The 13,112-nt window shown below is 55.5% G+C and carries 13 protein-coding genes; 3 read left to right on the plus strand and 10 right to left on the minus strand.

Annotated elements, in window-relative coordinates; translation table 11 throughout:
• Window positions 1-56: 56 nt before the first annotated feature.
• Together ACW4YW_RS01530 and ACW4YW_RS01535 are read right to left on the minus strand one after the other, a co-directional pair.
• Window positions 57-548, minus strand: a complete 492-nt coding sequence (locus ACW4YW_RS01530) for a hypothetical protein (protein WP_457135935.1) — start codon at window positions 546-548, stop codon at window positions 57-59.
• Window positions 549-589: 41 nt separating this feature from the next.
• Window positions 590-886 carry a hypothetical protein gene (locus ACW4YW_RS01535; RefSeq protein WP_457135936.1) on the minus strand — a complete coding sequence of 99 codons (297 nt, stop codon included), beginning with the start codon at window positions 884-886 and terminating at the stop codon, window positions 590-592.
• Window positions 887-1,005: 119 nt separating this feature from the next.
• Between ACW4YW_RS01535 and ACW4YW_RS01540 the strand changes: the two genes are divergently transcribed.
• Entirely contained in the window at window positions 1,006-2,211 is a 1,206-nt protein-coding gene (locus tag ACW4YW_RS01540; RefSeq protein ID WP_457135937.1) for a CynX/NimT family MFS transporter, read from the plus strand.
• Window positions 2,212-2,266: 55 nt separating this feature from the next.
• Here ACW4YW_RS01540 and ykgO read toward each other — a convergent pair whose 3' ends face one another.
• The 3 genes from ykgO to ACW4YW_RS01555 all read right to left on the minus strand — a co-directional run bounded on the left by ykgO (window position 2,267) and on the right by ACW4YW_RS01555 (window position 3,767).
• Complete coding sequence (ykgO, locus tag ACW4YW_RS01545; RefSeq protein WP_011479510.1) at window positions 2,267-2,392, minus strand: type B 50S ribosomal protein L36; 126 nt, start codon at window positions 2,390-2,392, stop codon at window positions 2,267-2,269.
• Window positions 2,393-2,473: 81 nt separating this feature from the next.
• Complete coding sequence (locus ACW4YW_RS01550) at window positions 2,474-2,752, minus strand: cupin domain-containing protein (protein WP_457135938.1); 279 nt, start codon at window positions 2,750-2,752, stop codon at window positions 2,474-2,476.
• A 22-nt stretch (window positions 2,753-2,774) separates the two neighbouring features.
• Window positions 2,775-3,767, minus strand: coding sequence for a serine/threonine protein kinase (locus ACW4YW_RS01555; RefSeq protein WP_457135939.1), 993 nt, complete (start codon window positions 3,765-3,767; stop codon window positions 2,775-2,777).
• Between the two features lie 256 nt (window positions 3,768-4,023).
• On the opposite strand from ACW4YW_RS01555, the gene gdhA reads away from it, so the two are divergent.
• The gene (gene gdhA / locus ACW4YW_RS01560; protein WP_457135940.1) at window positions 4,024-5,367 is read left to right on the plus strand and encodes an NADP-specific glutamate dehydrogenase; all 1,344 of its coding nucleotides are present in this window, start codon (window positions 4,024-4,026) and stop codon (window positions 5,365-5,367) included.
• 70 nt (window positions 5,368-5,437) lie between these two features.
• On the opposite strand, the gene ACW4YW_RS01565 is transcribed toward gdhA, so the two are convergent.
• From ACW4YW_RS01565 to ACW4YW_RS01580, 4 genes are all read right to left on the minus strand, one after another.
• The gene (locus tag ACW4YW_RS01565; protein ID WP_457135941.1) at window positions 5,438-7,096 is read right to left on the minus strand and encodes a ShlB/FhaC/HecB family hemolysin secretion/activation protein; all 1,659 of its coding nucleotides are present in this window, start codon (window positions 7,094-7,096) and stop codon (window positions 5,438-5,440) included.
• Between the two features lie 128 nt (window positions 7,097-7,224).
• The gene (locus ACW4YW_RS01570; RefSeq protein ID WP_457135942.1) at window positions 7,225-9,162 is read right to left on the minus strand and encodes a beta strand repeat-containing protein; all 1,938 of its coding nucleotides are present in this window, start codon (window positions 9,160-9,162) and stop codon (window positions 7,225-7,227) included.
• A gap of 304 nt (window positions 9,163-9,466) precedes the next feature.
• Window positions 9,467-11,365 (minus strand): ATP-binding protein, encoded by a 1,899-nt coding sequence (locus tag ACW4YW_RS01575; RefSeq protein ID WP_457135943.1) that lies wholly within the window; start codon window positions 11,363-11,365, stop codon window positions 9,467-9,469.
• On the minus strand, window positions 11,352-11,990 hold the full coding sequence (locus tag ACW4YW_RS01580) for a response regulator (RefSeq protein ID WP_457135944.1): 639 nt from the start codon (window positions 11,988-11,990) through the stop codon (window positions 11,352-11,354). The genes ACW4YW_RS01575 and ACW4YW_RS01580 overlap by 14 nt, the downstream gene beginning before the upstream one ends.
• A 175-nt stretch (window positions 11,991-12,165) precedes the next feature.
• Here ACW4YW_RS01580 and ACW4YW_RS01585 point away from each other — a divergent pair, with 175 nt between their 5' ends.
• Entirely contained in the window at window positions 12,166-12,558 is a 393-nt protein-coding gene (locus ACW4YW_RS01585) for a response regulator transcription factor (RefSeq protein ID WP_457135945.1), read from the plus strand.
• A gap of 2 nt (window positions 12,559-12,560) precedes the next feature.
• Here ACW4YW_RS01585 and ACW4YW_RS01590 read toward each other — a convergent pair whose 3' ends face one another.
• Entirely contained in the window at window positions 12,561-13,112 is a 552-nt protein-coding gene (locus tag ACW4YW_RS01590; RefSeq protein ID WP_457135946.1) for a hypoxanthine-guanine phosphoribosyltransferase, read from the minus strand.

Raw genomic sequence — 13,112 nt, forward strand, 5'->3', positions numbered from 1 at the left:
TCGATCAAATAAAAAGCCGTGGCATGCCACGGCTTTTTATTTGCCAGCTTCCCGGATTAGGCAAATCGCTCCATGGAGGCGCCTACCACTGCGCGCGCAGCCTCGGCCTCGGCTTCCGTCTTGGCATATGCCACCAAGACGGCATGGCCCTTCTCCACTGCGTTCGCAAGCAAGTCGGAATAATGGCGGTCCTGGTTGGAAATGCCCTTGCCGGCCCCGATAAAGCCGCCAACAGCCGCTCCCCACCCCACCATGAATAAAGGGCCTACCAGCGGGCTGGCCACGAACAGACTGACATTGGCTGCCACGATGGCTAATTGCCCAAGGGCGCCGACTCCAGCCCCGACCGCGGTGCCAATCGCACCATCGACGACCACGTTCTTCAACACTTCCTTGTCGTCCTCATCCTGTTCGATGCCGTCGGTGCGCCCAATCGCAACTTGCACCTGGTCCCGGCTGAAGCCTTGGTCGATTAGCGCTTGGGCTGCCTTCTGGGCCTCATCTACGGTTGGATAAATCCCGGTCACACTATCCAGATAATCAGCCATTGTTCTTCCTCTTCTAAGATGAATTACAAATTAATGAATCCCTAACGCGGGCTCACCGCTCCGCGGTTGATTTGCTCGGCATCGGGATCGATCGCAGGTTTATCACCTGGATTATGCTTGTTGGGCAAAGGCTTGGGAGTAGGCGTTTTTTGCTCGGCGTCTGGTCGAGCGGGACGCTGCAACTTGTCTCTGGTAGGGTCAAAATTATGAGTCGGCGGGGGTTGGACTTCAGAATCCCGCTTGCCAGGGGCAAGCGGGTCGTCCAAGTCCACGCTGTAAGCTTGGCAAGCCAACATCGCAAACAGGCTGCCGAGGACTATTGTGGTAAATTGACGCATGGCATTCTCCATGTATTGTGGCTTTACTCGATGCCGTATACCTTCAGCATAAAGATGAACGACACATTGTCCTATCAGCCTATTCCGAAATGCCCGTCAGACAGGGCTGACGTTCGCTCATGACCAATACAGCCCCTGGCAGTCCGCAGCGACGGCCGCATGCCGCATTGCTCGTGGTTGCCATCATCCTGATCGGCATCAACTTGCGGCCGGCCTTTTCCAGCGTTTCCCCCTTGCTCGCTGAGATCAGCCTGAGCCTGGGCCTGAGCGGCAGTGCCGCCGGCATGCTGACAACGCTGCCTGTGGCTTTTCTCGGGCTGTGCGCTCCTTTCGCTGCCTGGCTGGCAAAGCGCTACGGGGCAGAAAAGCTGGTCATACCATTGCTACTGGCATTGGCGGCAGGCCTTGCCTTACGCGGCGTGTGGAATACCGCCAACCTATTCCTCGGCACTGGCCTTGCAGGCATGAGCATCGGTTTGCTGGGCATAGTGCTGCCCAGCGTGATCAAGCGTGAGTTCCCGCGCCATCCCGACCTCATGACCGGGGTATACACCATGGCCTTGTGCCTGGGCACGGCGCTCGCAGCGGGATTATCCGTGCCTTTGCTTGAAGCTTTTGGCAGCCTGCCATTGGCGCTCGCCTTCTGGTCCCTGCCCGCCATGCTGGGCGCCTTGTCGTGGTGGCCACTCCGTCGCTTGGCAGGCAAACCCTCCGTCGACGCGGATCGCCGACGCAATCCGCATCTGCTGCGTGACTCGCTTGCCTGGCAAGTGACATTGTTCATGGCGACGCAAAGCGCGCTGGCCTATTGCGTATTCGGCTGGCTGCCTACCATATTGCAGGACCGCGGCGTTCCTGCCGTGCAGTCCGGCTTGTTTCTTTCCGGCTCCGTGATGGTGCAGGTAATCTCGGCCTTGTTGGTTCCGTGGTTATCGTCGCTCATGTCGAACCAGAAGCTCGTCAATGGCGTCATGTTCGCCTTGATTTATATCGGCCTGATGGGCGCGATATATGCGCCTGTTGCCCATATGTGGTGGTGGATGATATTGCTGGGGCTGGGCCAAGGCGGAGGTTTTGCCATGGCGCTGACCATGATTGTGCTGCGCACCCGCAACCCGGGACAGGCTGCGCAGCTTTCCGCCATGTCGCAAGGGCTGGGCTATACCCTGGCCTCCCTGGGACCCTTGTCGCTGGGGATCATTCATGAGGCTAGCGGCAATTGGGATAAAGCGGGCTGGCTCATCACTGCCATCACGCTCGCAGGCTTGTACCACGGCAGCAGAGCCGGCGCGAATCGTTTTGTGCTGGAGTCAGCCAACAACTGAAAAAATAAAGGGAAGCATGGCTTCCCTTTATTTTTAAGTCATCCAATTTGACTCATCAGCGCTGACGCGCCTTGAAGCGCGGATTGCTCTTGCAGATCACGAATATTTTGCCATGACGGCGCACGACCTTGCAGTCGCGGTGGCGTGTCTTGGCAGATTTGAGTGACGACAGGATTTTCATAACAAGCTCCTCATTCAGGACATGCCGGATTATCCTCGCTTCCCACCAAAATTGCAACAATGTTGCAGTTTTAAGGTTGTGCTACCCTAATTGATAATGCTTGCGCAACGCCTGCTTGACGTTCCAGGTGCAGGACAGGCCGGCGGGGAAAGTGACGAGATCGCCCTTGCCGAAATTGACCGGCTCGCCGCCGCCGTCAGGGGTGATGGTTACCTCGCCTTCCAGGATATAGGCGATTTCCTGTTCGCCGAAACTCCAGGGAAATACCGAGACTTCCTTGGACCAGGTCGGCCAGCGGGAAACGCCAAGCTCGTTCAGCCGCTCGGTGCTGGGATTATGCTCTATCTTGATTGTACTCATGATCATCTCCTTAAATATCACACTATCGATTGCCGCCTGCGATCGAGAGCGGCGGTTCCTGCATCAATGCCACCTGCTCCCGCAGTTCCAGGATGCGGTCCTGCCAATACTGCTGGGTATTGAACCAGGTAAACGTCATCGGGAATGCCGGATCATCCCAGCGCTTTGCCAGCCAGGCGGAATAATGGATCAGGCGCAGGGTGCGCAGCGCCTCGATCAAGTGCAGCTCTGCCGGGTTGAAATCATAAAAGCATTCATAGCCTTCGAGCAGCTCGCCAAGCTGCAGACTCATTTCGGCATGCGATCCGGAAAGCAGCATCCATAAGTCCTGAATCGCCGAGCCCATCCTGCTATCGTCGAAATCCACGAAATGCGGCCCGTCATCCGTCCATAACATATTGCTCAAATGGCAATCGCCATGCAAGCGCAGCGATGCCACATTCCCCGCCCTTTGATAACAGGACCTCACTCCATCCAGCGCCTGCTCCACCACGCTGCGGTACGCGGGAAGTATGTCCCCGGGAATGAAATTGTTGGCCATCAACCAATCGGCGGGTTCCTCGCCAAAACTCCTGATATCGATGGCAGGACGGTGCTGGAACGTTGCCTGCGCCCCTATTGCATGGATACGGCCAAGGAAGCGCCCTATCCACTCGAGGCGCCCTTGCTGGTCGAGCTCGGGAATACGCCCGCCGCGCCGGGGAAAGACCGCGAAATGGAAGCCTTGGTAATGCTGCAATGTTCTGCCTGCCAACGCAAGCGGCGCCACTACCGGTATTTCCTCCTCTGCGAGTTCCAATGAAAACGCATGCTCTTCCAGAATCTGCGCTTCGCTCCAGCGTCCGGGGCGGTAGAACTTGGCAACCACCGGTGCCTGGTCTTCCACCCCGACTTGGTAAACGCGGTTTTCATAGCTGTTCAAAGCCAGCAGGCGCCCGTCTCCCAGAATGCCGACGCTGCTCATGGCGTCAAGAATCAAGTCTGGGGTCAGGGTGGAGAACGGCGTCATTGTCATCGGAAAAGCTTTATAGGATTAAGGTGGGATTCGAGAAACTGACGTGATTGCATTATCCAACGCCTGTTTTATCGCGCGGAATAGCTTATCACGCTATCGCTGAATCAAGCATCCACTTGCTGCCATACCCTACCCACAATGCGAATGCACGGATTTGGGGCAGTAAATCATTAGAATATGAATTATTTTGGTGCATTTTTACCTTCAATAAGGGAAAATGCACTACTTTTGATCATGCTCATGGAGATAAGAGGGAATGAAGTATCAATCGGCACATGATTTCCTAGCCGTTGTCGCACAAAAAAATCCCGGTCAGCCGGAATACCTGCAGGCAGTCACCGAAGTAGTGGAAAGCCTGTGGCCATTCATCAGCGCCAATCCGCGTTACGCTGAACATGGCGTCCTGGACCGGCTGGTAGAGCCGGAGCGTGCCATTCTGTTCCGCGTCTCCTGGGTGGATGACAAGGGCGAGGTCCAGGTCAACCGCGGTTACCGCATCCAGCATAACGGCGCAATCGGCCCGTACAAGGGCGGCTTGCGTTTCCATCCTTCCGTCAACTTGTCCATCCTGAAATTCCTCGCTTTCGAGCAGACCTTCAAGAACGCATTGACCACCCTGCCCATGGGCGGCGGCAAGGGCGGCTCCGATTTCGATCCCAAAGGCAAGAGCAATGGCGAGATCATGCGCTTCTGCCAGGCGTTCGCCAGTGAATTGTTCCGGCACGTCGGTTCGGACACCGATGTCCCTGCCGGTGATATTGGCGTCGGCGGGCGCGAGATCGGCTTCATGGCCGGCATGATCAAGAAACTCACCAACCGTGCCGACTGTGTATTGACCGGCAAGGGCCTGAGCTACGGCGGATCGCTGATTCGCCCGGAAGCGACTGGCTACGGCACCGTCTATTTCGCCGAAGAGATGCTGCGCCACAGCGGCCGCACCATTGCAGGCCTGCGCGTTGCCGTATCTGGTTCAGGCAACGTGGCGCAATATGCGATTGAGAAGGCCCTGGCGCTCGGCGCCAAGGTGATTACAGCCTCCGACTCCAGCGGCACCGTGATTGACGAAGCCGGCTTCACCACGGAAAAGCTGCAAGTCCTCATGCAAGTCAAGAATGTCGAGTATGGCCGCATCAAGGACTATGCCGAGCGTGTTGGCGCACGCTTCGTCGCCGGCGCCTCCCCATGGAGCGTCAAGGCCGATGTCGCATTGCCATGCGCTACGCAGAATGAACTGACCAAGGATGACGCAGCGACCCTGGTTGCGAATGGCGTACTGTGCGTGGCCGAAGGCGCCAATATGCCATGTACTGCTGAAGCGATGAAGCTGTTCGACGAGCAGCGCATCCTTTACGCGCCAGGCAAGGCAACCAATGCCGGCGGCGTAGCGACCTCCGGGCTGGAAATGACCCAGAACTCCATGCGCCTGTCTTGGACGCGTGAGGAAGTCGATGCGCGCCTGTTCGACATCATGAAGGGCATCCATGATGCCTGCGTGCAATACGGCGCCCGTGAAGACGGCAGCGTGAACTATGTCGACGGCGCGAACATCGCCGGCTTCGTCAAGGTGGCCGACGCCATGCTGGCGCAAGGCGTGATCTAACTCCCTGCCCGCCTCACAAAAAGAGCACCCCATGGGTGCTCTTTTTTTATGCCTGCTCACTCATGCCGCTTTAGAACGGTATGCCGAAATTGAAGCCGAACGCGAGATCCTTCAGCGCATTGCTGCGCCCGCCAGACGTAATCGCCTTGGAAATGGAAAAATCCAGGTTGGTACGGTCAGGCTGGTCGCTGATCAAGCGCACGCCCAGCGATAACGAACTCATGTGGTCTAAGTCCTGTGTCTTGGTATGCTCATAAATGCGCGCCGATTCAAGCAATACATAGGGTTGCAAGCCGACCATCTGGTAAAAAGGCAATTTGTAGTTAAATGGCACGGTACGGTTCAACTCCAGGGTGATCCCCCACCCCGAGTCCCCCACCAAGCGGCCGGGGCGGTAAGCGCGGCCATGCTGGTAGCCGCCGAACTGCACTTTCTCGGTGATAGGCAAATTATCCGGCGAATACTGCACAGTGCCCGATACCGACGTGCCCCAGGCGCCATCGAGATAGTTGCGCTGCACGAAGCTCACGAGATACTTGGAGAAATTCAAGTCGATATCGCTGTTGATCGGCGGTGCAGGGAAATTGGTGGCAATCTCCTTGGACGCGCCCATGGCGTCCAGGCCACGGCTCATCGTCAATTGCAACCGCCGCCCGCGCCGCGCGGTGCTGTCGCTATAGCTGCCTCCTACCGAGAGCGTGCGCACGTCGGAGGTCGTGGTAATGGCGGCGCCATTTTGCTTGCTGTGAATTTCATCCTCGAAATTATTGGCGGTCAGCGATACGTTCGCCAGCAGGCTTTTATCCTGGCGCAGCACCAGAGGATAGCTCAAGCCGACGCTCAGGCGCTGGGATTTCACCTGCCGGCCCAGGCCCGATGCCAGCTCCGCGGTTGGCTTGCCGTCATAATCGGAAGCATCCCCCCTCACCACCAGCCCTTCCTTGCCGATGGGCTGCGCATAGCTCAAGGCATAGTATTGCTCGTTCTCCGCGGAAATCAGGGTGGATGCCGTGATCTCCTCCGCCAGCCTGGTATTGCCGCTTGCCTTGACGGTAAAGATACCGCGCGTGAATGGCTGCACGGTCTCGAGCCGGCCCAGTGCCTCTATCGACTTGCGCTCCACCTTGAGTGACAGCTCAGAAGCACCGTCCATCTGCTGAGGCAGAGGCAGGGAGGCTTGTATCTTCAAGCCCGGCAGCAAGCCAAGCATGGTCGTATATCGCTCCATGGTGGGGCGGGTCAACGGCTTTTCCGCCAGCAACGGGGCGATGATCTCGCGGATCTTGCCCTCGGTGGCTCCCGGATTGCCCTCGATCTTGACAGAGCCGATATGGCCTTCGATGACGACGACCTTGATGATCGGCTCATTGAAGTTTTGTGCGGGAATATAGCAGAACGATAACGGCAGGCCGCGCCTCTGGTAAAACTCGGTGACCTGGTTGGACAGTTCTATGATCTTGGCAATGGTGATCTTCTTATTGGCGTAAGGGGCGAAAAAAGCGCTGACTTCCTCGAACGGTACCGCTTTCACGCCGTAAATGCCGAAGCTGGCAGGCTGCACCTCTGTCGCCAGAATCTTCTGCACCTCCGGGGATATCTCGTTCTTTTTCTCCACCTGCACCTCGGCTTGCGGCCGGGTCTTTGGAACATCGGCCTTGGGCAAGGTATCCACGGGGTTTTCCACCGCATGTAAATAAGCCGGGCTAGCCAATATGCTGGCCACCAGCATACCCACGCCTGCTCTTTTCAGGCATTTTTTCCTTTTCTGCATCTTCTCCCCTATGCAGTCCATCTGTGCGACTCAAATAAAAATCCCGGCAGTAGCGACTACTACCGGGATCTTATGGCTTTTAAGGCTTAGGGCCTTAAAAGAGTGCCTAAAAGACCAGACAAACCGCCATTCCCTGCAGTATTGCCGCTATTAGCCACTGGTGAACTTGCAGCAGCTCCCCCCCCATTCTGAGTGGCGACACTCAGAATATTGGTCACCGGTGCAAGCAAACCACCACCATTATTGCCTGACAGCAATGTCGTGACTGGCGTCAGAATATTGCCCGGAGAAGCGCTCCCTTCTGCAGAACCCAAGGCCAAGACATTGGTGAGAGGCGTCAATAAACCGCCATTGAGGGATGTGCCGCTACCCGCCAGGTTCGTCACTGGAGCCAGCAGATTGCCATTGGTCAATGCGCTGCCCAGAAGGCCGGTGACAGGCGCCAGCAATCCATTCAAGCCGTTCACGTTGCCCGAAGCAAGCACATTGGTGACTGGGGCAAGCGCGTTGCCCAAGCCGCCCAGGTTGCCTGAGGAAAGGTTGAGCACGGGGGCCAATATGCCGCCATTGCCGTTCCCGGCAGCGCTGCTTGTGAGCGGCACGACGCCGGTAGGGCCGACCAATGGATCCAATGCCGTGTTGTTGCCTTCGGCACTCGCCAATGGCAACACACCGCCTTGACCAATCAAGGGATCAAGCAATGTTGGCTGGCCATTGCTGGCTTGGCCGCTGGTCAATGGCAAAACGCCATTCTTGCCTACCAAAGGATCGAGCAATGTCTGGTCGCCGCCTGCAGTGGTCAACGGCAGTACGCCATTGGTGCCAACCAAGGGGTCGAGGACACCGCTTGCCCCGGCCAGCACATTGGTAACCGGAGCCAGAGCGCCATTGCCTGCGACAGAGCCAACCACGCCCTTGGCGAGGCCGGCTACGCTATCGACCGCATATTTGCTGGTATCCGCCACTTGCGCAATCAGACCGTTGCCCAAACCGTCCAGGCCTGGCAGGCCATTGCCGCCGCCGAGCAGATCCGTCACTGGGGACAATCCGCCCTCAACGCCGGGGATCGTGCTGCCCAGACTGGAGCCAAGCTGCCCCACCACGCCGCCGACCGTCGTGGTCACAGGCGTCACGACGCCATCTACAGTGCCGCCGACAGCAGTGGTTGCGCCAGCCAGCGTGCCCACTGTATTACCCACGGTTTGCAAGGTAGGAGCCAGTGTCGACGCCACAGGGGCGGTGACGCCCGCAACAGTATCCAGCAATGGATTGGCAACGCCCGCCACTGTATTGACCACCGGAGCAAGCGTATCCGTGACAGGCGCCAATGTCTGCACCACCGGAGCAAGCACGTCTGCTACAGGCTCGATCACCGGTTGCAAGACGCCGCCAGCCGTATTGATCACTGGTGCCAATGGGCCGGCAATCGGCTCGATCACTGCACCAAGGCCGCCTAGCACTGGAGTGATAGCATTTCCTGTCGCTGCTGTTATCGGAAACAATGCACTATTCAACCCATCGGCCACAGGAGCCAATGCAGTGGTCACAGGAGCAACAACTCCGGAAAGCGCTTCAGATGTAGGCCCCAGAGCAATAGCCACAGGCGCCACTACCTCGCCCAACGCCCCTGTGACCGGCAATAGGGTATTCGTAACAGGTGCCAAGGCATCCGTGACCGGATTTACCGTCGCTATCACCGGTGATAACACAGGCTGCAATGCAGACACCACAGGATTGAGAACTGGTTCCAACGCATTTCCGAGTGGATCGGTGACTGGCTGCAAAGCTGTGGTAACTGGCTCGATGACGTTGTTGGTTAGATCATTGACGGTATCAATAGTCTCACTTAGCGTATTGAATGTTCCCGTATCAATGTCTTCCGTCACCACAACCGGCGAGCCATTCGATGCGCCAGACCTGATATTGCTCTTGCCATCCCCATCGCAACCTACCAATGCAATGGAAGAGCAGATCACGGCCAAACCGATGGCATTATTCAATTGAATATTTGATTTAGTGGACATTGCGTTCCCCTCAAATGTTAATGGATCCAACCTTTACTTGGCTCCGTTCCATACAGTTAACTCCAAGCGCTCCCATCATTAATCACATGCTGGGTAGCTTGTTGTCGGTCCTGGTGGCTATGAATCTTATAACGGCCACATATTTATCATATTTATCATTTTTATCAAAAATGTCAATTATTTCCTGTATTCACTTGCTGGAAATAAAAAAAGCCATTCCCCGAATCGCTCGGGAAATGGCTTGTATATTGGAAAGTAGAGAAAAATCAGCCGATTGGCTTCAGGACAATTGATGGCTCCTGATTTAGTCCTTGAGCTTCTTCAGCCACAAGGTGACCACACTGCCCTCTCCATAGACAGAGGAAACGTCGACCCATCCGCCATGAATCTCCATGATTTCCTTGACCAGGCAGAGACCCAGCCCGGTGCCGGGAATGCTGCCTGAGGTGTCAGCGCGATAAAAACGCTCGAACAGGTGGTCCATGTGCTCCTTGCTCATGCCGATTCCATGGTCCTCGATCGCAATCCCGACATAGGTATGCTGATATCGCTGCTGCTCCTGGATATGCAGGCGGATCTCGGTGCCCGGATCGGAATATTTATGCGCATTGGAAAGCACGTTCACCAGGGCCTGGATCAACTTGTCGAAATCCGCAGACACTTTGAGCGCATGATTATTGAAGTGGAAGCTGATCGCCCGCCCTTCGCCGCTGACGAGAAACTCCTTGAGCGCAGTATCGACAATGTCCGTCAGGCGATAAGGCTTGATATCGAAACTCATCCCCTTCCTTGCCTCGATCTTGGCAAGATCGAGCAGGTCGTTGATCAGCTTGGTCAATCTCACGGATTGCCGGTGCACGGTTGCCAGCATGTCCTTCTGCTGTTCCGCGGTAAATTCCCGCTTCAGGAGCAGCTCCGTGAATCCATGAATGCTCGACATCGGCGTTCTCAGTTCATGCGCGGCCATGGAAAGGAACTCCCCTTTCATACGGTGCAGTTCCGACTCCTGGGTAATATCGCGAAAATAATGGATGGTACCCACGAAGCGGTCGTCTGAATCATGTGCCTCGCGGACGGAGTGCTTGATCACCGTCAATTTGGGTTTCGTCATCCGCATGACGACGGCATCCGGCAATCGCTGGGATGCCGTCCCGTGGTCATCCTGGCAAAGCGACTTCAGCAGACGGACGAATTCGTCCTGCGGGATTGCATACAGTTGTTCCGGCTTCAATCCCGTCATGTTCAGGAAGGCAGGATTGAAAGAGCTGAGGATGCCTTTCTTGTTGAAGGTCACGAAACCATCCGGGCTCAGTTCAAACGTGCTTTGCATAATGCCATGCAAGCGGCTGGAGGTTTCCTGCGCCGTCTTCTTTTCAGTAATGTCGCGCGCAACGGCGATATAGTTGAAGACTTGCCCGTTGGCATCAAACAAAGGCTCGATATCGAGATCGACCCAATAACTGGAGCCATCCTTGGCGGTCCGCAACAGCTCGGCTTGGAAACTTTGCTTGGCGTCCAGCTGCCGCTTGATCTGCGCCACCGTCTCTTCATCGCCATCCATCAAGTCCCCAAGGGAGCGGCCTAGCACTTCTTCGGGCAAGTATCCCGAACGACGCACATAGGCATCATTCACCCATTCCACATAGCCCAGCGCATTGGCAATGACCACCGAGTTGTCTGTCATGGAAACGATATGGGTCAATGTCCTGGATTCCGTCTCCCGCATCGATAGCAGGGCATGCGCCTGGAACAATTGTTTTTTCTGCACAGTCAGCTTGCGCATATTGACTACGGATGAATTGGAAATACGCGAGCCTGAATGCTTAGAAATCCTGGGGCCGACGCGCAGCTTGTTCACATCCTCAGTACTCTCGATCCAAGGCATCAGCAGGAAGGCAACATAATCTTCCTGATGCAATGCCAACTTGCCACCTAGCAGCAACCCGCTCGCCTTATGCCGCAAAAGGCAGACCTGTCCGCGCATGTTCAGCAACGATGCCAGGCAAAACTCCTCAACCGGGGACACGATCTCGAAACATTCAGGCAGTTGGCGGCCATTGAGCCGCCTACAATCCAGAGCCTGCAGGCCATTGCCCGACTCCTGGATAGTCAGTTGTTCGTCGATAATAATATGGAAGGGAAAAGCGGCCAGGAAATCTGGTGTTGAATTAGGTAGTTGTAACGCCGGCCTAAATTGACGCATGGGCTTTCATCTGGTCTTGACCGATGACATTTGCAATCATCGACTCAATGATGGGCTCTAGCTGGCTCAGGGTAACTGGCTTGCGGAACAGCAGTACCCCTTCAGGCAAACCGCCCTTGTCCTGGATATAGTCATCATTCAATGCCGTGAGCGCAATGATATTCAGCTTGCTGAACTGATTGGAGCTCTTCAGGTGGCGCAACATTTCGAAGCCGCTCATACCGGGCATGTTCAAATCCGTGATCAAGAGGTTCGGGACTTCGCGCCCTAGGCTGATCAAGCCCTCGAAACCGTCTGTCGCGACATCAATACGTACAGGGTGTTTCCAGCTGGAAAAGAAATAGGAAAACAAATTGCGCAATGCGCTGTCATCCTCGACCAACAGAATATGAAAAGCCTTTGGCTCTGCGGCCGAACCGCTTGCAGGCATGATCGCTTGCCGTCGCTGGCTGAGGATATGATCAACCGAAGAGCGCGCAATACGGCGATGCCCGCCGGCAGTCTTCCATGCCTTCAGTATTCCGGACTCTACCCACAATTGCACAGTACGCAAGGAAACCTCCAGCACCTTGGAGGCGTCCCTTGTGGATATGAACTCTTCCTTCCCAGTATCTTGATTAACCATGACGCTATTATTGGAATGTAATATATACACATTATCCTTAGTTATAAATAAAAATCAATCAGATAGATTGTTCCCTAATAGATGCGTTGACATATTCAATTCATATGATAAAAATGATAAAAACACTCATCATAATAACGCTATGCCAATCAATTCAAAAATCGGGGAGCGCAAATTGCGCAAGATACTCATCATCGAAGATCAAGAAGACGTGCGCAAACTCATCCATCTCAGCCTAGGGGACGATCAATATATTATTTATGAAGCAAACAATGGGGATACTGGGCTGGCGCTGGCTGAGGAAGTGAAACCGGACTTGATCCTCATGGATATCATGATGCCGGGAATCATGAATGGCTATCAGATCTGCGATACCTTAAAGGGAAAGGAAGATTTCAAGCACACGAAGATTATTTTCCTGACCGCCCGCGCTCAAGAGCAAGATATGCTCGATGGTTATCGCTCAGGCTGCGACGATTACCTGGTCAAACCCTTCAGCCCGATCAGGCTAGCGGAAATCGTCGAGTCCCTGCTATCCGACAGCAAAATCCAGGCGCAACGCCATTAGGCTCAATCTTGCATGGCATAAATGGCTGGCAGGTTACGCCACCAGCCATAAGCATCCATGCCGCAACCAAAGACATATTGGTCCGGGACCTCCAGGCCGACGAAATCCGCCTTGATCGGCTTATCACGCCCCAGCGCCTTTTCGACCAGCACCGCCACTACAACACGCTTGGCGCCTAGCGCCAGGCATTGCGCTTTGATTTCCGCGAGCGTCACGCCTTCATCCAGGATATCGTCCAGTACCAGCACAGTTCTGCCGCGAACTTCTTCCCCGGGTTTCACCTTCCAAACTAGGTCCGCATCACCACGTGTACGATTGTGATAACGGCTGGCCTGGACATAGCCAAACTCCAAGGGGAATGTGAGCTGAGGCAATAGCTGCCCGGTAAATACCACTCCTCCCCCCATCACGCAGAGCACGAGTGGCTGCTCTGCCTTCAACAGGGCAATGACCTCTTGCGCTACCCTTGCAACCGCCTGATTGACAGTTGCTGCATCATAAACCAGCGTGGAGCGCTGCAGGATGAGCTCGGGATTGCCCTGTAACACTGCCAC

It is taken from the genome of Methylobacillus pratensis (assembly GCF_054072455.1).